The 23047-nt window shown below is 71.2% G+C and carries 16 protein-coding genes; 11 read left to right on the top strand and 5 right to left on the bottom strand.

All coding sequences use genetic code 11. The features are described 5' to 3' along the window. Window positions 1-17: 17 nt before the first annotated feature. Window positions 18-683 (bottom strand): pyridoxine/pyridoxamine 5'-phosphate oxidase, encoded by a 666-nt coding sequence (locus tag RM779_RS00305; RefSeq protein ID WP_311614532.1) that lies wholly within the window; start codon window positions 681-683, stop codon window positions 18-20. A gap of 49 nt (window positions 684-732) precedes the next feature. Between RM779_RS00305 and RM779_RS00310 the strand changes: the two genes are divergently transcribed. Next, the gene (locus tag RM779_RS00310) at window positions 733-1374 is read left to right on the top strand and encodes an ABATE domain-containing protein (RefSeq protein ID WP_311614534.1); all 642 of its coding nucleotides are present in this window, start codon (window positions 733-735) and stop codon (window positions 1372-1374) included. A gap of 131 nt (window positions 1375-1505) precedes the next feature. After that, the gene (gabT, locus tag RM779_RS00315) at window positions 1506-2864 is read left to right on the top strand and encodes a 4-aminobutyrate--2-oxoglutarate transaminase (protein ID WP_311614536.1); all 1359 of its coding nucleotides are present in this window, start codon (window positions 1506-1508) and stop codon (window positions 2862-2864) included. Window positions 2865-3095: 231 nt separating this feature from the next. Here gabT and RM779_RS00320 read toward each other — a convergent pair whose 3' ends face one another. Further along, window positions 3096-4070 (bottom strand): ABC transporter permease, encoded by a 975-nt coding sequence (locus RM779_RS00320; protein ID WP_311614538.1) that lies wholly within the window; start codon window positions 4068-4070, stop codon window positions 3096-3098. A 407-nt stretch (window positions 4071-4477) separates the two neighbouring features. Between RM779_RS00320 and RM779_RS00325 the strand changes: the two genes are divergently transcribed. Together RM779_RS00325 and RM779_RS00330 are read left to right on the top strand one after the other, a co-directional pair. Continuing rightward, entirely contained in the window at window positions 4478-5116 is a 639-nt protein-coding gene (locus RM779_RS00325; protein WP_311614539.1) for a TetR/AcrR family transcriptional regulator, read from the top strand. 429 nt (window positions 5117-5545) lie between these two features. Next, entirely contained in the window at window positions 5546-5764 is a 219-nt protein-coding gene (locus RM779_RS00330) for a hypothetical protein (RefSeq protein WP_311614540.1), read from the top strand. On the opposite strand, the gene RM779_RS00335 is transcribed toward RM779_RS00330, so the two are convergent. Next, window positions 5709-6320 (bottom strand): TetR/AcrR family transcriptional regulator, encoded by a 612-nt coding sequence (locus tag RM779_RS00335; RefSeq protein ID WP_311614541.1) that lies wholly within the window; start codon window positions 6318-6320, stop codon window positions 5709-5711. The genes RM779_RS00330 and RM779_RS00335 overlap by 56 nt on opposite strands. A 120-nt stretch (window positions 6321-6440) precedes the next feature. Between RM779_RS00335 and RM779_RS00340 the strand changes: the two genes are divergently transcribed. Continuing rightward, complete coding sequence (locus RM779_RS00340; protein ID WP_311614542.1) at window positions 6441-7232, top strand: SDR family NAD(P)-dependent oxidoreductase; 792 nt, start codon at window positions 6441-6443, stop codon at window positions 7230-7232. Between the two features lie 72 nt (window positions 7233-7304). Here the strand turns inward: RM779_RS00340 and RM779_RS00345 are convergent, their stop codons facing one another. Further along, window positions 7305-8966, bottom strand: coding sequence for an NAD(P)/FAD-dependent oxidoreductase (locus tag RM779_RS00345; protein ID WP_311614543.1), 1662 nt, complete (start codon window positions 8964-8966; stop codon window positions 7305-7307). A 288-nt stretch (window positions 8967-9254) separates the two neighbouring features. On the opposite strand from RM779_RS00345, the gene RM779_RS00350 reads away from it, so the two are divergent. The 4 genes from RM779_RS00350 to RM779_RS00365 all read left to right on the top strand — a co-directional run bounded on the left by RM779_RS00350 (window position 9255) and on the right by RM779_RS00365 (window position 17748). Further along, window positions 9255-10730, top strand: coding sequence for an amino acid adenylation domain-containing protein (locus RM779_RS00350; protein ID WP_311614544.1), 1476 nt, complete (start codon window positions 9255-9257; stop codon window positions 10728-10730). After that, window positions 10730-11365: a flavin reductase family protein gene (locus RM779_RS00355; RefSeq protein ID WP_311614545.1), complete on the top strand. Its 636-nt coding sequence runs from the start codon at window positions 10730-10732 to the stop codon at window positions 11363-11365. Before RM779_RS00350 ends, RM779_RS00355 begins: the two co-directional genes overlap by 1 nt. A gap of 285 nt (window positions 11366-11650) precedes the next feature. Beyond that, window positions 11651-16003 (top strand): type I polyketide synthase, encoded by a 4353-nt coding sequence (locus RM779_RS00360; protein WP_311614546.1) that lies wholly within the window; start codon window positions 11651-11653, stop codon window positions 16001-16003. A 20-nt stretch (window positions 16004-16023) separates the two neighbouring features. Then, the gene (locus RM779_RS00365; protein WP_311614547.1) at window positions 16024-17748 is read left to right on the top strand and encodes a tryptophan 7-halogenase; all 1725 of its coding nucleotides are present in this window, start codon (window positions 16024-16026) and stop codon (window positions 17746-17748) included. Window positions 17749-17815: 67 nt separating this feature from the next. Here RM779_RS00365 and RM779_RS00370 read toward each other — a convergent pair whose 3' ends face one another. Next, window positions 17816-18607 carry an alpha/beta fold hydrolase gene (locus tag RM779_RS00370; protein ID WP_311614548.1) on the bottom strand — a complete coding sequence of 264 codons (792 nt, stop codon included), beginning with the start codon at window positions 18605-18607 and terminating at the stop codon, window positions 17816-17818. Between the two features lie 177 nt (window positions 18608-18784). Here RM779_RS00370 and RM779_RS00375 point away from each other — a divergent pair, with 177 nt between their 5' ends. Both RM779_RS00375 and RM779_RS00380 read left to right on the top strand, forming a co-directional pair. Beyond that, the gene (locus RM779_RS00375) at window positions 18785-20506 is read left to right on the top strand and encodes an NAD(P)/FAD-dependent oxidoreductase (protein ID WP_311614550.1); all 1722 of its coding nucleotides are present in this window, start codon (window positions 18785-18787) and stop codon (window positions 20504-20506) included. 44 nt (window positions 20507-20550) lie between these two features. Further along, window positions 20551-22221, top strand: a complete 1671-nt coding sequence (locus RM779_RS00380) for an NAD(P)/FAD-dependent oxidoreductase (protein WP_311614551.1) — start codon at window positions 20551-20553, stop codon at window positions 22219-22221. Window positions 22222-23047 lie beyond the last annotated feature (826 nt).

A 23047-nucleotide genomic window follows, 5' to 3' on the forward strand; every position in this document is an offset into this window, starting at 1 on the left:
CGGCGCCGCGGGCGCGGTCACGGCCACAGCAGCTCCCTGGCCCAGCCGCCGTCCACCGCGCGCCGGTAGCGCAGCCGGGTGTGGTTGCGGTCGCGGTCGCCCTGCCAGAACTCGGCCTCCCGCGCGCGCACCGTGTAGAGCGTCCACTCCGGCGGCACGAGGTCCGGCTCGCGCGCGAGGCGCGCGCGGGCACCGGCGAGGGCCGCGTCCCGGGTGGCGAGGTCGGAGAGCGGGGTGCTCTGGCGGCCGAGCAGCGCCTCGGCCCTGGCGCCTTCGCCGCGGGCGAGGAAGTCGGCCGCGCTGTGCGCCGCGCCCGCCGGCTCCACGGGGCCGCGCACGCGGATCTGGCGGGCCAGCGGCTGCCAGTAGAACGTGAGCGCCGCGTACGGGCGCTCGGCGAGGTCGTGGCCCTTGCCGCTGGCGCCGTGGGCGGCGAACTGCCAGCCGCCGTCCGGCCCCGGCTCGACGTTCTTCAGGATCAGCACGCGGGCCGAGGGGCGGCCCGCCGCGTCGGCGGTGGAGACGGTCATCGCGTGCGGCTCGGGGACGCCCGCCTCGACGGCGCCGAGCAGCCACCGCGTGAACAGCTCGGCCGGGTCGTCGGGGGCCGCCGCCGGGTCGAAGTCCGGCAGTTCGCCGGCGAACACGTCGAGTTCGCGCAGCATCGTCCGCAGTCCGGTCATGCTCAGCCTCCCCTGACTAATGGATGTATCGGAGGCTAGCATTAGCCTCATGTCCGCAACCACGCCGGGGCCCGCCGGGCCGGGCGGCCGGCTCGCCCTCGCGCTCGCCCTCACCATCAGGCACGACGGGCACGGCGGCGTCGCCGACGACCTGCTCACGCCCGAGGGCCTGACCGCCTGGGTCCGCGCACAGGCCGCGCCGCCGCACGACGCCCCGGATGCCGCCGCGTTCACCGCCGACGCCCGCGCCCTCGACGCGGTCCGCGACCTGCGGGCCGCCGTCCGCACGCTGTTCGCGCGGGCCGTGCGACCCGGCCCGCCGAGCCGGGCGGACGCCCACCGGCTGCTGCCGGAGCCGGTGGCCGTGGCCCGCCTCAACGCGGCGGCGGCCCTCGCCCCGGCCGCACCGGCGCTGCACTGGCCACCGGAGGCCGAGGCCCCGGTGCTGCGCAGCGCGGTCCCCGCGGACCGCGATCCGGCGGAGCGCCTCCTGGCGGCCCTGGCCCGGGAGGCGGTCGCCTTCCTCACCGGACCTGAACGCGCCCTGCTGCGCGCCTGCCAGGGGCCGCGCTGCGTGCGGTACTTCGTCAAGGACCACCCGCGCCAGGAGTGGTGCAAGCCCTCCTGCGGCAACCGGGCGCGCGTCGCCCGGCACCACCGCCGCCACCGGGCGGAGCCCGCCGCGGAGTGAGCACGGGCACGACAGTGTGGCCAACACCGACGGCCGACCACTCCGCCGCGGCGCATGCCCGCCCGCCGCCACCGGCCCTAGCCTGCGGAGGAGTGACGCAATCCAGCCCCTTCGCGACGAGGAGTGCACTCATGAGCGCCTTGACCGAACTGTCCGGCGGCCCCTCCCTCCCCCAGCGGCGCCGGCTCGTCACCGACGTTCCCGGGCCCAAGTCCCAGGAGCTGATGGCGCGCAAGCAGGCGGCGGTGGCCGCGGGCGTCGGCACCGTGATGCCCGTCTTCGCGGCCAGGGCCGGGGGCGGGATCGTCGAGGACGTCGACGGCAACAGCTTCATCGACTTCGGCTCCGGCATCGCCGTGACCGGCGTCGGCAACAGCGCCGAGGCCGTCGTCCGGCGGGCCTCCGCGCAGCTGGCCAGCTTCACGCACACCTGCGCGATGGTCACCCCGTACGAGGGGTACGTCGAGGTCTGCGAGGAGCTGGCACGCCTCACGCCCGGCGACCACGCGAAGAAGTCGCTGCTGCTCAACTCGGGGGCCGAGGCGGTCGAGAACGCCGTCAAGATCGCGCGCTACCACACCAAGCGGCAGGCGGTCGTCGCGTTCGACCACGGCTACCACGGCCGCACCAACCTCACCATGGCGCTGACCGCCAAGAGCATGCCGTACAAGCACGGCTTCGGACCGTTCGCACCCGAGATCTACCGCGTGCCGCTGGCCTACCCCTACCGCTGGCCCACCGGCCAGGAGAACTGCGCGGAGGAGGCCGCCGCGCAGGTCATCGAGCAGATCAGCAAGCAGGTCGGGGCGGAGAACACCGCCGCCATCCTGATCGAGCCGATCCTCGGCGAAGGCGGCTTCATCGTCCCGGCCCGCGGCTTCCTGCCGCGGATCGCGGAGTTCGCCGCCGAACACGGCATCGTGCTGATCGCCGACGAGATCCAGTCCGGTTTCTGCCGCACCGGTCAGTGGTTCGCGTGCGAGGACGAGGGGATCGTGCCCGACCTGATCACCACCGCCAAGGGCATCGCGGGCGGCCTGCCGCTCGCCGCCGTGACCGGGCGCGGCGAGATCATGGACGCCGCCCACACGGGCGGGCTCGGCGGCACCTACGGCGGCAACCCGGTGGCCTGCGCGGCGGCGCTCGGCGCCATCGAGACGATGCGCGCGCTCGACCTCCCGGCCAGGGCCCGCCGCATCGAGGAGATCATGAAGCCGCGGCTCCTGGCGATGGCGGACAAGCACCCCGTCATCGGCGACATCCGCGGCCGGGGCGCGATGCTCGCAATCGAACTGGTGGTGCCGGGCACCAAGGACCCCGACCCGGCGGCGACCGCGGCCGTGGCCGCCGCCTGCCACCGCGAGGGCCTGATCGTGCTCACCACCGGCACGTACGGCAACGTGCTGCGATTCCTGCCGCCGCTGGTGATCGGCGAGGACCTGCTGAACGAGGGCCTCGACATCCTGGAGGCGGCCTGGACCCGCCTGTGAGCGTACGCGCGTACGCAGGGCGGCGCTGAAGACTTGGGTGCTGGTGTGGCCTCCCGGCCGTCCGGGACGTCGTTCGGACGTGCGGTTCTGACCCGGCGTCCAGCGTCCAGCGCCCGGTGAGCCGCAGGGACGCACGCACGCGCGAAAGCACGCGAGGGAGTCGGACCGGGGGGTACCCGACTCCCTCACGTGCCGTCTGGATGGCCGCGCCGCCGGAGCTTCGCGGCTCCGTCAGGCGGTCCGCGTCTCCTGGAGCGCCTGACGCGCCTGGGACTCCTGGTCCGCCTCGCCGCCCCGGCGCGCGGACGACCTCCGGAACCACCCCGCGCAGAGCGTCAGCAGGACGCCGAAGGCGACCCAGCACGCCAGTATCAGCACCTGCTCCCCGCTGCCGTGCCCGTCGAAGAACGCCGAGGACCGCAGCAGCTGACCGCCGGCGCCCGCGGGGAGCAGCTGCGCGATCTCGCCCCATGGCTGCGGCAGCATCTCCGGTCCCGCGCCCACGCCGTTGAACGGGTTGCCGAACAGGAAGACCACGAGCGCTCCCAGTCCGACGCCCACCGTGCGGCCGACCGCTCCGGCGCCGACGAGGGTCAGACTGACGGCGCTCATCATCAGGATGAGAACGCCCGCGTTGGACGCGTACGACCCTTCGATGACTCCGATCCACCCCTGGAGCACGGCGGCGCAGGCGAATCCGCCCACCACGGAGAAGGTCAGCGCACCCGCGAGCCGCCAGCGCAGGTAGGGCACCAGCTGGCTGAGGAGAATGCCCACAATCATGGGCAGCAGGACCATCGGCAGCATCGACATCGTCAGAGCCGCCCCCTGCTGGTCGTCGCTCGGAGCCGGAAACACGTCCTCGACCGCCACCTGACCGCCTGCGGCCTGGGTGGCGACCGCCTCCAGCAGGGTGGCGATCGGCCTGTTCGCGGCGGTCGCCACCAGCAGCCTGGGCTGTTCCGCGCCGAGCACCAGCGCCCCGTAGTCGTCACGTTCCTCGATGCGCTCCCGCGCCGCCTCTTCGTCCGCGACGCGATGGATGGTGAACGCTCCGGGCAGCCGCTCCTCCATCGTCGCGGCCACCTGCTCCACCGCGGGCGGGGGTCCGGCCAAGGCGATGGGCACGTCGCGCGGCTCCGTCCGCGCGTTCGGCCAGGCGAACAGCACGAGCATCACAGCCTGCGCCATCAACAGCCCGGCCACGAGAACAGTGGCCGTCCGGGCTGCGGCTCGGCTTTGGCCCTCCTGTGCGGACACATCTCCTCCTTCTCAAGGAGTCGGGCCATCCGGCCCGGGATATTTCCCTAGGTGTGGAATTTCTCTGAGCATGACGCAGTCAGGCCCGCTGCGCAAGTGAACGCTCCGTCAACACAGCAAGACACGACGGGACTTCGCCGACCGCGAGGCGCCGCCCCCGCCCACCGGCTGCCCCGCCTCTTCGCCCGCGGCGTCGTACTCCACCGGACCGACGAGCCGTCGGCCGCGCCCGGTGGTAGGCTCCGTGACTGCCATGCGTGAACCGATGTCGTCGGCCTGCCCCTCTCCCCGCGCGCCCGGGTGGCCGGCATCCGGTCTGGGAGTGATGGCCGCCCGGTGTGGGAGAGGTTCTCGTGAGCATTGAGAGGGCTCCGGTGAGCGGCAGCGGCAAGCGCCCCGGCCGCAGGCCCGGCAAGACTGTCAGCCGCGACGTGATACTGAGCGTGGCCATGAAGCGGTTCGCGGAGGCGGGGTACGAGGGCGTCTCGCTCCGCTCCATCGCCCGGGAGGCCCAGGTCGATCCCGCGCTGGTGCGTCACTTCTTCGCCAGCAAGGAAGGTCTCTTCGAGGCCGTGATGCGGGACGCGTTCCACCCGGAGGACTTCGCCATGGTGGTGGAGGGCGCCGAGGAGCGTATGGGGGAACGGCTGGCGGCCGGCTTCCTCGAGATGTGGGAGACCCAGCCCAGCCGGGACAAGCTGCTGAGCGTGCTGCGGTCGGCCGTGACCCGGGACGCCGCCGCGACCATGGTCCGGTCGTTCATCGTCGGCGAGGTGCTGGCCCCCATCACGCGGGCGATCGGCCGGCCGCACCCGCAGGCGCGCGCCGCGCTGGTGGGCACGCAGCTCGTCGGCCTCGCGCTGGCCAGGTACGTCGTGAAGACGCAGCCGCTGCCCACGATGCGCCTGGACGCGGTGGTCCAAGTGATCGCCCCCAGCATCCAGCGGTTCCTCACGGGCGATCTCCCGGACGTCTTCGACGAGACCGCGTGAGGCGGCGGCGCACCGCCTGATCATGCGCGTGGGCAGCCTCGGCGCACCCGGGCGACGACTGGCGATCAGCCCGGCCGAGAGGGGCCGGCATCGGCTGCCTCGATCTGCCGCGCAGCGGCCTTTCCGGCACGGTCGCGGCCGTGGCGATGCCCCCCGGGCAGTGGAGCGGGGTCGCCGACGTCGGCCTCACCCGGCGTCTTCCTCTCCTGCCAGGCCGAGGCATGCGTCCTGCTGCGCAACGGCGGCGGCGCGCTCGTCAACCTTTCCTCGCCGGCCGACGTCACCCGCCAACCGGGGGACCGGGCCAGGCGCACCACAACGCGTCCGAGGCCGTCGTGACGCACCTGACGGGGGGCCTGGCCACGGAGTGGTGCGACCCCGGGATCGATCCGGGTGAACGGCGTGTGCCCCGGCCACACCGCCACGCCGATGAGCTCGCCGCCCGAAGTGACCGGCCCGGTCCGGCCGTTCGAGGCGGCCACGCCGCTGGGGCGCGTGGCGACCGTGGACGAGATGCTGGGCCCCGCCGATTTCCCGCTCGGCGAGGCCGCGTCGTTCGTCACCGGCGCCAACCCGCTCGCCGGCGAGGGCTTCACCTGCCGGCAGGCGAGTCGGCCGCGCCCTGAGGGGGCGCGGTCGCGACGGTGATGGCCTCGCGGGCGAAGGCGACGGCAGCGGTCAGGGAGCCGTCCCCGCCGAGGATGCCGGCGTTGGTGTTGATGCCGTCGATGATCAGGGAGATGCGGCGCGCCAGTGCGTCCGGCTCGCGCGCCGCGGTGCGGCGGGCGATGTCTCGCAGGGTCGCCAGCCGGGCGGCGTAGTGGTCGACGACGTAGCGGTGGAGCGGGTGGTCGGGGTCGGGGAACTCGGCGTGGACGTTGCTCAGCGCGCAGCCCCGGAAGCCGTTGCCGCCGGCCCGCACGGCGACGCGCTCGACGATCTCGGCCAACTGCCCGGCGGGGTCCTGAGGAGCCGCCTCGGTGGCCTCCTCCAGGAGGATCTGCCAGTCGCAGGCGAAGCGTTCGAGGTAGGCGGCGACCAACTCGTCCTTACTGCCGAACTCGCGGTAGAGCAGGTTCTTTCCGCAACCGCAGGCATCGATGATCTGCTGCAGTCCGACGGCGCGCACGCCGTGCTCGAAGAAGAGGCGCGAGGCGGCTGCCAGGATCCGCTCGCGCGCGCCCGGGTCGGGTTTTCTCGCCATGTCATCGTCACCTTCCTCGAGGTCCACAGTAGCGGAAATCTAGTGACGGACCGACTGGTCCCGGACCGATCAGTCCGCTATGGTGAACGCATCCTGACGGAACGGCAGAGAGGCTCAGTCATGGACCTGCACCTTTTCGGAAAGACCGCCGTCGTCACCGGCGGCAGCAAGGGCATCGGCCTGGCGACCGTTCGGCAACTGCTGGACGAGGGGGTCAGCGTGGTGGCCGCCTCGCGGCGCAGCACCCCCGAGCTGGCGGAGACCAAGGCCGTGCACGTCCCCGTGGACCTGACCACGGACCAGGCCGCCAGGGAACTCGTCGAACGCGCCACGGAGGTACTCGGAGGCATCGACATCCTGGTGAACAACGTCGGCGTCGGCGACGGCGGGGACTTGGTACAGGGGGCCCTTCAGAACCTGCTCCAACTGCCCGACGACGCCTGGCGGCACACGTTCGATCTGCACTTCTACAGCGCCCTGCGGGTCAGCCGGGCCGTCCTGCCCAGCCTCATCGAGCGGCGCGGCACCATCGTCAACGTCTCCTCCACCGCCGCCCGCCAGTCGACCGGGGGGCCCATCGACTACCAAATCGCCAAGGCGGCGCTCACCTCGCTCACCAAGGTCATCGCCGAGCAGTTCGGCGGAGACGGGGTGCGCGCGCTCACCGTCTCGCCCGGACCCGTCAGCACCGGCGTGTGGAACGCCCCGGACGGGCTCATCGGACGGCTGGCGGCGGCGCGGGGTGTGCCCCACAAGATGCTGCAGGCGCGGCTGACGGAGATGTTCGCCCCCAGCACGGGACGGATAACCACGCCGGAGGAGGTGGCGCGGCTCATTGTCTTCCTGGCCTCGCCGAACAACATCACGGGTACCGACTACCTGATCGACGGCGGGATCGTGAAGGCGCTGTAGGGGCGGCAGGGCTCTCATGCCTCCTGCGGGTACGCACCGGAACGGGGGGGCGTACCCGCCGGCCCCTGGCCGCTACGCCCGCCGTGCCCGGGCGATCTCCCTGCGGATGGTCTCGATGGCGGTGAGGGCGAGCGCTCCGACGTCGGCGGGCGCCTCGCCGCGCGCCCAGTCCTCCAGCCGCTGGATGTCGGCGGGCGAGAGCTGCGGGAAGCGTTCGGTCGGCTCCAGGACGAAGAAGCCGGGGATGAACTCCGCCTCCGCGAGCCACCGGAAGACGGTTTCGGCGGCGGCGTCCGGGTCCCTGTCACCGGCCGCGACGGCCTGGTACTCCGTCAGGGCCGAGGTGAGCAGCTCGTTGTAGCCCTTGTGGCCCGGGAAGACCGAGCCGAAGTACTCGATGTTCTCCAGTTGCCTGAGCGCGTCGTCGCTGCCGGTCTCGACGAGGACGTTGGCGGCGTTCTGTACGACGAACTGACCGAAGCGCAGGCCGGTCTCCATCACCGCGAGCGCGCCCCTCCACATCACGTGCTCCCGGGTGGACGCCATGATCAGGGACGCCAACCGGTCGTCCTGGTCCAGCAGTTGGCGCCCCATGCGCTCCACGGGCTCGAACCTGTCGCGGGAGTAGTCGCCGTCCCGCGCGGCGGCCACCAGCCGCCAGGCGACCGCGTTGACGAGTTCCAGGCTGGTGACCAGGGACCTGTTGAGGAACGGGTCGACGAAGCCGGCGGCCTCGCCGATGACGCACCAACGGTCCCCGACGGTGGTGGTGCAGGAGTACTGCTGGCGGGCGGAGGTGGCCGACTCCGCGACCCGTTCCGCCGACTCGAACATCGGCGAGATGCTGGGGTAGCGGTCGAGGAACGCGCGGAACTCCGCCGTGGGCGACGCGCCCGGCGGGAAGCGGTCGGCGTCCAGGTTCAGCCACACCGCGGTGGTGTCGTTGGTGGACTCGGGACGGTTGCCGAAGGAGTAGACGCCGAGGTACCCGCCGTCGAACAGGTGGTGCGTGCTGCCCTCGTGCCAGGGGTTCGGCGCCTGGAACTCCGGGCCCGGGTAGACCTCGTTGATGGTCCGCACGCCTGACAGATGCATGTAGAGGGACCGGGTGCGGAGCCTGAGCCTGGTGGGCTCCTCGCGCAGCCCGTACGCGGCGACGAACGCCGAGTCGCCGTCGCCGGCGTCCACCAGGTACCGCCCGGTGAGGGTGTCGCCAAAGGCCGTGGTCACCCGCACGCCATCGGCCGTGACCTCGACGCCGGTGACGGCGGAGCCGCCGGCTTCCGTGGCGCCGTGGGCGACGGCCGTGTCCCTCAGGTAGGCGTCCACGTGGGGCCGGTAGAGCATGGGCTCGGGCGGGACGCTCTTGGGAGGGCTCACCTGAAGCGTCTCGGCCGGGTTCAGGGCGCTGCCGGGCCGGTGGTAAAGGAAGCTGTGGCACCGCTCCTGTCCCCCGGTGGGGCCCGTGGCCTCGCTGAGCTCGCGGAGCGAGGTGAGCGAGGCCAGTTCGGGGACGCCGTAGCGGGTGGCCATCATCCGCAGCAGCAGCGAGGCCTGGCGCCCCAGCATCTCGCCCCTCGGCAGACGGGGCCGGCTGTAGTCGTCGGCCATGACGACGCCGATGCCCTGCCGCGCCAGAATGGCCGCCAGCGTCGCGGCGGCCAGGCCACTGCCGAGCACGATCACGTCGTGGGCGGGTCCGTCGACGGGACCGCGGCTCGATGGGGTACTCATGGGCGTCTCCTCGCTGTGCCCGGAAGTCCAGCTGGTCATCGATGATCAGCCGGAGCGTGGCAGCGCGCCCTGGAAGATGCCTGGAGACCCGGTCGTTCCCGGGCGTTCAGCCGTACCGCGACCGTCACTCAAGCTTCCTTCAGCAGGCTGTCGTCCATCATCGCGTTCCCCGGAAGAAGCGGCTCTGCCGCCGCTCGCACTCACCATCGGGCCGGGAGTCCGCCCCTCGGCGCCGCTCCCCGGCACCTCCGACATCGAGCGGGAACTCATCGCGAGGGAGCTTGGACTGTGAGACTTCACGACCTGCTCATCAACTCGGCACGGCGGTCGCCATCGGCGCTCGCGGTCCACGGACCCGACGGGTCCGCGACATACGACGAACTCGACCGGCTGGCCGACCGCTATGCCGCCGCGCTGGTGCACGAGGGGGTGCGGCCCGGCGACCGGGTGGTGATATGGAGCCACAAAGGGCTTGACGCCATCGGCCTGATGCAGGCATCGCTGCGGGTGGGGGCCGTCTACGTGCCGGTCACCGGGTCCAACCCGCCGGCCCGGCTGCGGCTGATCGTCGCCAGCGCCACTCCGGCCCTGGTGGTAGGCGAGGAGAATGCGCTGCGCCGCGCCGCCGAGGCGGGCACCGAGGACTGGCCGGCGCGGCTGCTCGGCTTCGGAGACCTGCGCGCGCGGGCGCCGGAGGGCGCTCGGCCGGTGCCGTACCGGAACGCGCCGGACGATCCGGCCTACATCCTGTACACCTCGGGCTCCACCGGCACCCCCAAGGGGGTCTGCATCAGCCACCGCAACGCCCTGGCCTTCGTCGAGTGGGCGTCGGATGAACTCGCCATCGTCCCGGACGACCGCCTGTCCAACCACGCGCCCTTCAACTTCGACCTCTCCGTCTTCGACCTCTACGCCGCCTTCCTGGCCGGCGCCTCGGTGCACCTGGTCCCCCAGGAACTGGCCTACGCGCCGACTCAGCTGGTGGACTTCCTCAACGCCCGGGAGATCAGCGTCTGGTACTCGGTACCCTCCGCGCTGAGCCTCATGATCCGCGAGGGCGGGCTGCTCGACGGCCCGCCGCCCGCAAGCCTGCGAGCCTGCCTCTTCGCCGGCGAGCCTTTCGCGCCGCACCACGTACGGGCGCTGCGCCGTGAGTGGCCCTCGGTGCGGCTGATGAACTGGTACGGCCCCACCGAGACGAACGTCTGCACCTCCTACGAGGTCACCGACGACGTGCTCAAGGAGGAGGGGCCGCTGCCCATCGGGCGGGCCTGCTCAGGCGACACGGTGCGGCTGGACCCGGACGACGAGGTCGAGGGCGAGATCGTGGTGGCGGGGCCGACGGTGATGCTCGGCTACTGGGGCCGCGAGCCGCAGCGCGGGCCGTACCGGACCGGGGACCTCGCCCGCCGCGACGCGTCGGGGAACCTGCACTACATCGGCCGCCGCGACCAGATGGTGAAGGTCCGCGGGCACCGCATCGAGCTGGGTGAGATCGAGGCGGCCATCGCCTCACTCGACTCGGTCGCCGAGGCGGCCGTCGTGGTGGTGGGCACGGGGCTGTCGGCCTACCTGCACGCCGTCGTGATGCCCGCCGAGGGCCGGTCGGTGTCGCTGCTCGGCGTCAAGCGGCACTGCGCGGAGCGGCTGCCGACCTACATGATCGTCGATCGGCTTTCGGTGAGGACCGAGCTGCCCAGAACGGACAACGGAAAGCTGGACCGGCGGCTGCTGGCCGCCCACGCAGAGACGGGTGAACTGTGATGGCGGTACGCGCCGGCGGTGCGACGAAGTCGACACCCAGGCCCAAGGCGGCCGAACGGCAGACGGCACCGGACGAGCAGACGCCGGGCGACCCGAGGCACACGGAGGGGTTCTCGCCGCAGTCGGTCGACCGGGACACCTTCCGGGCCCTGATGGGCTCGGTCGCCAGCGGGGTCAGCGTGGTGACCACGCTCGACGGGCAGGGGGAACCCTGGGGGTTCACCTGTTCGGCGCTGTGCAGCGTCTCGGCCGACCCCCCGCTGCTGCTGGCGGGGGTGAGCAACCGGAGCGGCACCCTGACGGCCGTGCAGGACGGCGGCAGGTTCGCGGTCAACGTCCTGGACTCGCAGAGCCGCGATGTCTCCGACCTGTTCGCCTCGGACACCAGGAAAAAATTCACCCGGGTGTCCTGGGAGCCCGGGGAGGTCACGGGGATGCCGCTGCTGCGCCTGACGGTGGCACACGTCGAATGCGTGCTGGACAAGGTGGTCGACGTCGGAGACCACTCGCTCATGATCGGCCGGATCGTGGGCGGCGGGCGGGAGACCGGACGCCTGCCGCTGACCTACTGGCGTGGGGCATACGGTCGGCTGCTGCACCCGGCGGCCTGGAAGAACGGAAAGAGCGTCGGCTGAGGACCGCAATTCCCGACGCCGATATTCTTGCCGCCGATTGTTGACCGCCGCCCATAGCGATTTGACCGGCGTTCGAGGCCGACTCCAGAGACCGGGCGGATCGTGTAGTCCGCGCCGTTCGCACGAATGACCTTCCGTCGATTCCCTTCCTCATCCTTGGCCGCTAAGCGGAGGAACAGTGAGTGATCGCGGCACGGAATTCAGTTTCCCCGGCGGAGGATGAACTTTTCGCCCTTCTCGATGACGAGATCAGCGCGCCTGGCGCGCTGATCGACAGGAGGCCCGATGACCGCCCAGACAGCTGCGACCAGCGCCCCGGATTACCGGGCCAAGCTGGCGCAGGCCCTGGAGACCATCTCCAGGCTCCGCACCGAACTGGTCGAACGCGACGGCGCCGCGCACCAGCCCATCGCCGTCGTCGGCATCGGCTGCCGCTTTCCCGGCGGCGCCGACACGCCGGAACGGATGTGGCGCATGATGCGCGACGGGGTCGACGCCATCGGCCCGTTCCCCGCCGACCGGTGGGAGGCGGACCCGTACTACGACCCCGATCCGGACACCCCCGGCAAGGCGTACGTGCTGCACGGCGGTTACGTGGACGACGTCGATTCCTTTGACGCGCAGCTGTTCGGAATCCCGCTCGCCGAGGCCCTGGGCATGGACCCCCAGCAGCGCATCGCCCTGGAGGTGGCCTGGGAGGCGCTGGAGCGGGCCGGGATCGCGCCGGATTCGTTGGAGAAGAGCCGCACCGGCGTCTACCTGGGCGCCAGCACCAACGACTACGTGCGGCTGCGCCAGCACTTCGGCGACCCGGCGGCCATCGACGGCTACCAGATCATGGGCGAGGCCGCGTTCATCGCCGGGCGGATCGCCCACACCCTGGGGCTGCGCGGGCCGGCGCAGGTGCTCGACACCGCCTGCTCCTCCTCGCTGGTGGCCGTGCACCAGGCGTGCCGGTCCCTGCGCAGCGGGGAGAACGACCTGGCGCTGGCCGGCGGGGTGAACGTGATCCTGTCGCCCTACGGGTACGTCCTGGTCAGCAAGGCCACCGCGGTCTCCCCCGACGGGCGCTGCAAGACCTTCGACGCTTCGGCCAACGGCTACGCCAGGGGCGAGGGATGCGGGATCGTGGTGCTGAAACGGCTGTCGGACGCCCTCGCCGACGGCGACCGGGTGATCGGGGTGATCAGCGGCTCGGCCATCAACCACGACGGCCGGGCCAGCGGCATCTCGGTGCCGAACGGCCAGGCGCAGCAGGATGTCATCAAGGCCGCGCTGCGGGACGCGGGCATGAAGTCCTCGCAGATCGACTACGTGGAGGCGCACGGCACGGGAACCGCGCTCGGCGATCCCATCGAACTCCGGGCCCTGGACGCCGTGCTCGGCAGGGACCGGCCCGAGGGGCGACCGGTGTACGTCGGCTCGGTGAAGACCAACATCGGCCACCTGGAGGCGGCGGCCGGCATCGCCGGGCTGATCAAGACGCTGCTCGCGCTGGACAACGGCGAGATCCCACCGAGCCTGCACTTCCACGAGCCCAACCCGAACGTCGACTGGCCCCGGCTCGGCCTGCGGGTCGTGACCGAGCCGGTGGCCTGGCCGGCCGAGGAGGGCCCGAGGACGGCGGGGCTCAGCTCCTTCGGCGCCAGCGGCACCAACGCGCACGTCATCCTCACCCAGGCCCCCGGCCGCGAGGCGCCGCCGGCGAGCGAGGAGCGGACGCGGCCGGTGGAGTTGCTGACGCTGACGGCCAGGGACGAGCCGGCGCTGCGGGCGCTGGCCGGCCGCTGGGCAGCGCATCTGGCGGCGCATCCGGACCTCGCACCCGCCGCCGTGGCGCGCACCGCGAACACCGGGCGCAGCCGCCAGCCCGCCAGAACCGCCGTGGTGGCCGGCAGCACGGAGGAGCTGGCCGAGCACCTCGGCGAACTCGCCGGGGGGCGGGGCCCCGCGGTGAGCCGGGCGCTGCCCCCGCACCGGGCGAAGGTGGCCTTCCTCTTCAGCGGGCAGGGCACGCAGTTCGCCGGCATGGGCCGGGAGCTGTACGCGGCCGAGCCGGTGTACCGGGCCGCGCTCGACCGGTGCGCCGAGCTGCTGGGGCCGGAGCTCGACCGCCCGCTGCTCGACGTGCTGTTCGCGGATGCCGAGGGACAGGGACCCTCACCACTCGACCAGACCGCGTACACCCAGCCGGCGTTGTTCGCCGTGGAGTACGCGCTCGCAGAACTGTGGCGGTCCTGGGGCGTCACGCCGGCCGCGGTGCTCGGCCACAGCGTCGGCGAGTACGTGGCCGCGGTGGTGGCGGGGGTGCTCCAACTGCCCGACGCGCTGCGGCTGATCGCGCTGCGCGCGCGCCTGATGCAGAGCGTGCCGGACGCGGGCGCGATGGTGGCCGTTCCGCTGGACGAGGCGGCAGCCGGCAAGGCCATCGGCGACCGGGCCGCGCAGGTGTCGGTCGCCGCCGTCAACGGCCCGCGTGCCACGGTGCTGTCCGGGGCGGCGGACGCCGTGGACGCCATCGTGGCCGAGCTGGCCGGCCAGGGGGTGAAAGCCAAGCGGCTGCGGGTCTCGCATGCCTTCCACTCCCCGCTGCTCGAGCCGGTGCTCGAGGAGTTCGAGCGGGCCGCCGCGCGGGTCGAGACCCGGCCGCCGCGTGTCCCGCTGATCTCCAACGTCACCGGCACCGTGGCGGACTCCGGCACGCTGTCCGAGCGCGGCTACTGGTCTCGGCACGCCGGCGGCACGGTCCGCTTCCACGAGGGGCTGCTCGCGCTCGGGGAGCTGAGGGTCGCCGCCTGTCTCGAGGTGGGTCCGGGCCGGACCCTGCTGGGTCTTGGCGCCGAGGCGCTGCCCGAGAGCGAGGTGACGTGGCTGGCCTCGCTGCGGCGCGGCGTTCCGGAGCCGGCGCAGGCGCTGGAGAGCCTCGGCCGGCTCCACGCGGTGGGGAAGCCGGTGGACTGGGCCGCCCTGCACGGGAAGCCGGCCGACCCGCCGGTGGCGCTGCCGACGTACGCGTTCCAGCGGCGGCGTTTCCTCTTCCCGGTGGCCGACGAGAACACCACCGCGTTCGCGGGCCGTGGAGCCGTCGCGGAGGATACCGGCGAGAACGGGCGGGCCGCGGCGGAGCGTTCGGTGCCGGCGGAGCTGGCGGCGGCCGGTCCGGGCGAGCGGACCGCCATCCTGATCGGATATCTGCGGAATCTGCTGGCCGAGGCGCTCGGCGTGCTCCCGGACGAGATCGTGCCGGATCAGAACCTGATGGATTTCCACGTCGACTCACTCCTGGTGATGGGGATCGTCAAGTCCTGCAAGCGGGATCTGGACGTAATGGTCTATGCCAACCAGTTCTTCGACCACGTCACCCTCGCCGAGTGGGCGGCGCTGCTCGATCGGCTGCTGGCAGGCGAGGAGGCCGGGGCCCCGGCGGGCGGGGAGAGCGGGGGCGCGGACATGTCGCTGCCGTCGGTGATCGACCCGGACGTGGCGCTCGACGAGTCCATCCGCCCGGCCGGCCCGCACGGCCAGGGCTACCTCAACCCCCGGCACGTGCTCCTCACCGGCGCGACCGGGTTCGTGGGCGCGTACCTCCTCGACGACCTGCTGGCCCGCACCGAGGCCACCGTGCACTGCCTGGTACGCTGCCGCGACGAGGCGGCGGGGCTCGCCCGGCTGCGGGAGAACGTCGAGCAGTACCTGCCGTGGCGGGACGGGGCCGAGGCGCGGGTCCGGGTGGTCCCCGGCGACCTGGCGCAGCCCCTTCTCGGCCTGTCCGCCGAGCTGTTCGACGAGCTGGCCCACCAGATGGACGCCATTTACCACAACGGTGCCTGGGTCAACTTCAACCAGCCGTACCACCAGTTGCGCGCGTCCAACGTGGTGGGCACCCAGGAGATCCTGCGACTGGCCTGCCAGGGGCCGCTCACCCCGGTCAACCACGTCTCCAGCTACGGCGTGTGGGGGATCCCGCCCGAAGGACGACTCGTGGTCCGCGAGGACGACGACCTCTTCGAGGCCGGTGAGCTGCTGAACGGCTACGTGCAGAGCAAGTGGGCCGCGGAGCGGCTGGTGGCGTACGGCAGGGCCCGGGGCATCCCGGTCGACGTCTACCGGCCCGGCCGGGTCCTCGGCGACTCGCGCACTGGCGCCGCCCTGACCACCCACTTCACCATCCGCATCATCAAGGGCTGCATCCAGCTCGGGAAGGCGCCCGATCTGGACATGCAGGTGGAGATGACGCCGGCCGACTACGTGAGCAGCGCCCTGGTGGCCTGCTCCCTGCGGCCGCACGAGTTCGGCGTGAACTACCACCTGGTGAACAGCAACAAGCTGCCCTTTCTCGATCTGTGCGGCGCCATGAAGTCCTACGGCTACGACTTCGACGTGGTGCCCATCGAAGACTGGTGGCAAGCGCTCAAGGACAGCTACGCGGAGGAGGAGAACGTCCTGCACCCCCTGATGGACCTGCTGGACGCGTTCGTGGCCGGTGGCGGGGAAGAGGCGATCGACTACGACCCGAGCAACACGCAGGCCGCCCTTGCGGGCACGGGCATAGCCTGCGATCCGCTCGACGAGCGACTGCTCAGCACCTATTTCGACTGGCTGGTGACCGACGGCTACCTGCCGGCACCGAGCCGGTGAATCCCCATGGAGGGAATCCGATGCACAAGGAACACGCGTACGACGTGGCCATTCTGGGATCGGGACTGGCCGGCACCATCCTAGGAGCCTGTCTGGCCCGCAACGGCGTCCGGGTGCTGCTTCTGGACGCCGGGAAACACCCCAGGTTCGCCATCGGTGAGTCCACCATTCCGCACATGTCGATGATGCTGAAGCTGGTCGGCGAACGCTACCAGGTGCCCGAGGTCAAGTACCTGTCCAATTTCGAGCTCGCCCAGGAGAACGTGACGCGCAGGGGCGGCATCAAGCGAAACTTCGGATATCTCTACCATCGCGAGGGCCTTCGGCAGAATTCCCGGGAGACGCACCAGTTTCCCATCCCGAAGATACTCGCCGCGGAGAACCACTTCTTCCGGGAGGACACCGACTCCTTCATGCTGTCGGTGGCGAAGAAGTACGGCGTCACGGTCAGGGAGCAGACGAAGATCGTGGACGTGCACGTGGACGAGCAGGGCGTCGACGTGATCCCGGAGGCGGGTGAGCCGTACCGCGCCAGGTACGTGGTGGACGCCAGCGGGTTCCGCTCGCCGCTGGCCCAGAAGTTCGACCTGCGCCAGCAGCCGACCCGGCTGCGGCACCACTCCAGGTCGCTGTTCACCCACATGGAGGGGGTGCTGCCGTACGAGGCCACGGTGCCCAAGCGGCGTCACGACACCCCGCCCACGCCCTGGAGCCAGGGCACCCTGCACCACGTCTTCCACGGCGGCTGGCTGTGGGTGATCCCGTTCGACAACCACCCCGGGGCCGCCAGCCGGCTGTGCAGCGTCGGCCTGAACCTCGACCCCCGCCTGCACCCGGTGCCGGACTGCTCGCCGGAGGAGGAGTTCCGGCAGTTCATCGCCAAGTACCCGGACATGGGCAACCAGTTCAGGAATGCCAGGCCGGTGCGCGACTGGGTGCGCACCGGCCGCCTGCAATATTCTTCGAAGCAGACCGTCGGCTACCGCTGGTGCCTCACCTCGCACGCCGCCGGCTTCGTCGACCCCCTGTACTCCCGCGGCCTGCTCAACAGCCTGGAGATCATCAACGCCCTCGGCTGGCGGCTGCTGGATGCCCTCCGCGACGACGACTTCGACGTCGAGCGCTTCGCCTACGTACAGCAGTTGGAGCAGGGCCTGCTCGACTTCAACGACGACCTGGTCGCCAGTTCCTACACCTCGTGGGAGCACTTCGACCTGTGGGACGTCTGCTACCGGATGTGGGGCATCGCCCAGGGGATGAGCGTGTTCGAGTCCATCCGCTCGTACGCCGAGTATCGCGACACCCACGACCCGGCCGTCCTCGCGCGCCTGGAGCGCCAGGCTCCCGAGGGCACCGTCTCCGAGTACCGGCCCGTCCACGACCTGCTGCGCAGGGTGCACGAGTCGCTGCGCGAGGTGCGAGCCGGACGGGCGGACCCGGCCGCGACCGCGGCGGAACTGATGGCCGACCTGCGCGGGGCCGACTTCGTACCGCCGGTCTTCGGCCTGAACGACCCCGAGCTGCGCTGGACCACCACCTCGCCGCTCAAGATCGTCCGCACCCTGCGGTGGGCGAAGTACGAGGCGCCGAAGGAGGTCGGCGACCTGACCTTCGAGGGGCTCACCTTCTTCCTGCGGAAACGGCTCTCCCGGCGCGAGTACGACCTCATGGCCGAGCTGAAGCACACGGCGGCCGGCTGGCCGGTCATCGGCAGACCCCTGCGGTCGCTCCTGGCCAAGGGATGACACGCCGGCCGACGGCCCGCCCCGGCGAGCCGTCGGCCGGTGCGTCACCGCCCCGGAGCCGGCCGTCTCACAGTTTCCGTTCGGTCAGGAACCGGCTCACCGTCTCAAGCCACTCCGCAGGCCGCTCGGCCAGTACGACGTGGCCGGCATCGATCTCGGCGTACTCCGCGCCGGCGATGCCGGCCGCGAGCTCCCGGGTGTGCGCGGAGGTGACCAGCACGTCCCGCAGCGCGTCGACGACCAGTGTGGGCTTCGCTATCCGCGCCAGGTCCGCGGTCACGTCGGCCGTCCTGACGACCTCGGTGATCTCCAGGGCGCAGGGGTCGACCCCGGCCTCAAGCTGCTTGAGGAAGCCGCCGAGTTCGGCGGCACCCAGGCCGTTGACGATGTCAGGGCCGAAGCCGCAGAGCGCCGTGAATCGCGCCATGCCCTCGGTGTCGCCCCGGCGCACCAGGCTTTGGACGATGTCGATGAAGAGCCGCACCCGGTTGTCGGGCCGGGCCAGCGCCGAAGTGAGCACGACGCCGTCCACCCGCTCGGGAAAGCGTGCCGCGAGGCGGGTCGCCACGAGCGTGCCCATGGAGAAGCCGACCAGGGTGAAGCGCTCGGCCCCGGCCCCGGTCGCGGTGGCGGCCAGCGACTCGGCCATCCCGTCGATACTGAGCGGTTTTTCGGCGGTCGGGGTGCCGTCGATACCCGGGTACTCGGGGGCGATGACCGTGTGTTCGGCGGCGAGCGCGTCCATCACGGGCGCGAAGTTGGCTCTGCCGCCCATGCCCGGTACGAGCAGCAGGGCGGGTCCGGAGCCGGCGACGATCACCGAGTATGGCGTCTGAGGTGTCTGTGACCTGGGTTCCATGTCGGCAAGGGTGCCGTCTCCTGCTCGAGTCCGGGTCGATTCGGACGTGACCGTGGCATGCGACGGCCGGTCGATCGCGACACGAGCAGCGCACGAGTGGCACTGCACGGGCCGGTCCTAGCGTTCCCAGGGCTTGGCAGGACCCTGACGTCCACGCACTGATCCGGAGGACAAAGCATGCCCAAAAGTGCTCATGTGTACGATGTGGCGATTCTGGGATCGGGGCTGGCCGGCACCGTCCTGGGCGCCTGTCTCGCCCGCAACGGCGCCGACGTGCTCATTCTCGATGCGGGCACGCACCCACGTTTCGCCATAGGCGAGTCCACCATCCCCTACACCTCGCTCATGATGCGGCTGGTCAGCGAGCGGTACAAGGTGCCGGAAATCAAATGGCTTGCCAATTATGAAATGACCTACGCGAACATCTCGACGAACGTGGGAATCAAGCGCAACTTCGGCTACGTCTACCACAGGCCGGGAATGCGCCAGAATCCGGCGGAGGTCAACCAGTTCATCACGCCACGCGTGAACTACACGGACAACCACTTCTTCCGGCAGGACGTCGACGCGTTCATGCTGTCCGTGGCGGTGAAGTACGGTGCTTCGATCAAGCAGCGGACCAAGGTCGTCGATGTGGACATCGACGACGAGGGTGTCACCGTCATCCCCGAATCCGGCGACCCCTACCGCGCCAAGTTCGTCGTGGACGCGAGCGGATTCCGCTCGCCGCTGGCCCAGAAGTTCGACCTGCGCCAGCAGCCGACCCGGCTGCGGCACCACTCCAGGTCGGTTTTCACCCACATGCTGAACGTCCTGCCCTTCGAGGACACCATGCCCAAGGGCATCCACGGCAACCCGAGCCCCTGGAGCCAGGGCACGCTGCACCATATCTTCACCGGCGGCTGGCTGTGGGTCATCCCGTTCGACAACAACCCGCGGGCCACCAACCCGCTGTGCAGCGTCGGTCTGAACCTTGACCCCCGCGTCCACCCGGTGCCGGACTGCTCCCCGGAGGAGGAGTTCCGCCGCTTCCTCGCGTCGTTCCCGAGCATCGCCCCCCAGTTCGCCAAGGCCCGCGCGGTGCGCGACTGGGTGCGCACCGGACGGCTGCAGTACTCCTCGAAGCAGACCGTCGGCTACCGCTGGTGCCTCACCTCGCACGCCGCCGGCTTCGTCGACCCCCTGTACTCCCGGGGGCTGTCCAACTCGATGGAGATCATCAACGCCCTCGGCTGGCGACTGCTCGACGCCATCCGCGACGACGACTTCGACGTCGAGCGCTTCGCCTACGTACAGCGGCTGGAGCAGAACCTGCTGGACTACAACGACGACCTGGTCGCCAGCTCCTACACCGCCTTCGGGAACTGGCACCTGTGGGACGCCTGGTTCCGGATGTGGGGTCTGCAGCAGATCCTCAGCACCTTCGAGGCCAGCCGCGCCTACGCCAGTTTCCGCGCCACCCGGGACCCCGCCACGCTGGAGCGGCTGGAGCGCCAGGCGCCCGACGGAGCCCTGCCGAACTACGGGCCGCTGCGCGCCCTGATGCGCGAGGTCATCGACACGACCCGCGCGGTCCAGGAGGACGGTGCCGACCCCAAGGCCGCCGGGGACAAGCTGATGCACCTCATCCAGACGTCCGACTTCATCCCCCCGATGTTCGGCTGGGAGGACCCGGAGAACCGATGGAGCGACGGGACCCCGCGCCGGATCGCGCGCGCCCTGCGGTGGGCGCGGACGGAAGCGCCCCCGGAGATCGGCCAGCTGCTCATCGAAGGCGTCCGCACCTTCCTGCGCCAGCGGGTCTCCGGCGGCGAGTTCGCCGTCATGGAAGAGGTAAAGCAGTCCCTGTCCGGCCGGCCGGTGATCGGCAAGCCGTTCCGGGTCCCGGCGCCCCGCTGAGCCGGCCGCCGCCCGTCCGTTCTTCGGCTCAGAGGAGAGGTTTCGTGGAACAAGAACCGATGACGAGCAATGCCGCCCACGACGTCGCCGTGCTCGGCTCCGGCCTGGTCGGCTCGATGCTCGCCGCCATCCTGGCCCGCAACGGCGCGAAGGTGGTGCTCGTGGACGAGGGCACGCACCCACGCTCCGCCCTCGGTGAATCGACCGTGCCCTACACCCCGGTCGCGCTGCGCGTGCTGGCCGAGCGCTACCGCGTACCGGAGATCAAGAGCCTGGTCTCCTTCGCCAACAGCACCCGGACACTCGGCCCCAAGCACGGTGTGCGCAAGCACCTGGGTTTCCTCCACCACCGGGAGAACCGCCCGCAGAACCCAACGGAGGTCCTCCAGTTCAGCGTCACCCCGGGGGTTCAGTACGACGCCAGCCACCTCTACCGGCAGGACGCCGACGCGCACATGTTCTACGCGGCGATCGGTCACGGCGCGACGCCGCGGCAGAACTTCCCCGTGGCGGACATCGCCGTGGAGGACGACGGGGTCACCCTCACCGGCACCAGCGGCGAGACCCTGCGTGCCCGCTTCCTGGTGGACGCCACCGGACAGGACTCCCCGCTGGCGCGGACGCTCCAGCTGCGCGAGGAGCCGACCCGCTTCACCCACCAATCACGGACCATCTGGAACCACATGGTGGGCGTGCCGCGCACGGACGAGCTGTTCCGCCATCCGTCGTCGGACACCCCGCCCGTGCCGTGGTATGAGGGCACGGTCCACCACGTCTTCGAGCACGGCTGGTTCTGGGTGATCCCCTTCGATAACCATCCCGGGTCCAGGAATCCGCTGTGCAGCGTCGGGCTCACCCTGGACGCGCAGCGCCACCCGCGGCCCGCGGACATGACGCCGGAGGAGGAGTTCTTTCACCACGCCTCCCGCTTCCCCGACGTCGTCCGGCAGTTCACCGGAGCCCGGCCGGTACGGGAGTGGGAGGCGACCGACCGGCTCCAGTACTCCTCGCGGGAGTGCGCGGGCGACCGGTGGTTCCTGCTCGGTGAGGCGGCCGGCTTCGTCGACCCCCTGTTCTCCCAGTCCCTGTGCGGTGCGGCCGACACGGTGGACGCCCTCGCCTGGCGGCTGCTCGACACCCTCGCGGACGACCGGTTCTCCAGGCAGCGCTTCGCGTACCCCGAGCTCCTCCAGCAGAAGTACCTCGACGTCACGAACGACCTGGTCAACGCGGCCTATGTCTCCTGGGCCGACCACGACCTGTGGAGCGCGGTCTTCCGGATCTGGGCCTTCGGCGCCAACATCGGTGCCGCGCGGCGGTACAACGCCCTCGACGCGTTCCTCAAGGACGGCAACGACCGGGGCCTGAAGGAAGCCGAGGACGTGCCCCACCCCGGGCTGCCCTGGCCCGACCACGACGGGTACCACCGCCTGGTCGAAGAGGCGATCGGCCAGTGCGAGGCGTTCAGGCTGGGGAAGGTAACCGGTCGTGAGGCGGCGGACGCGCTGTACCTGCGCATCGGGCGAGCCGACTTCGTTCCCAAGCACCTGGGATTCGCCGAACGGCAGCAGCGGTTCATCCACCCCGGCCCTCCGGCGGTGGCGAAGATGATGCGCTGGCTGCTCAACGGGGCGGACATCTCCCTGCGCAAGGTGACGATGCGGCACAACGCCGTCGTCGCCAAGTCCCGCCTCAAGGGCCGGAAGGTCTTCTAGGTCCCGACGTTCGTGTCCTCGTGGATCAGGTCGCATTGTCAGACGCGGTGCTCCGATGACCCCGGCCAGGTCGATGACGATGTCGGCGATGATGCCCGCGGCCAGGACGAACTGGTCGCGGGCGTCGCGGGCGTCATCGCGGTTCGCAGCGCCTGGCAGGCGGCCGGCCTGCCCGCCCTCCTGCCCGGCCCCACCGTGCGGCCGGTCTCGATCTCCCGGCGTTCGTGGCCGGATGAGTGCGGTGGCCGGGTGCGGTGGCCGGGTGCGCTGACGGGCACCGGCAGCAACGCGCTGCGCGCCGGTCGGGGACCTGTCGGTAGCCCGGCCCGTGTATAGCGCGACCCGCCCTCCCGAACGCGATGATCCGGGTCAGCTCACCGATCCGTCGTCGCTTTGGCAGCCTGTTCCGACAGCGGAGCTTCTGTGATGAGGATGTTCTGAAGTGACAGGCCTCTTCTGCAGCAGCGCCGCGTCGTCACCAGTCTTTACTCACGCTCAACTGAACGCCGTTGCTTCTCGTACCGGTTTACCGCGGAGATATTCCTGCCGCGGCATCCGCACCCGAGCCCCTTGCCCGGGCGGACGGATTGCGGCTCGGGCTCAGTGGTCGATCCGCTGCCAGCTGCCGGGGCAACGTTGCGATCAGCCGACAAGGTCGTCGAAGCGAGCGCGTCGCGCGTGACCTGCGGCGTCCTGCTCCGGCCAGGGCACTCGGCCGTCGCCCGCGGGCGGACCGGGCGCACGGCGCGGTCGCCGCGAATCACCTGAAATGGTCATAGCAGTGAACATTTCGTCTCGCGACAGCCCGCCTCCTGTCGTCGATTCA

This window comes from Streptomyces johnsoniae (genome assembly GCF_031845565.1).
Classification (GTDB): domain Bacteria; phylum Actinomycetota; class Actinomycetes; order Streptomycetales; family Streptomycetaceae; genus Streptomyces; species Streptomyces johnsoniae.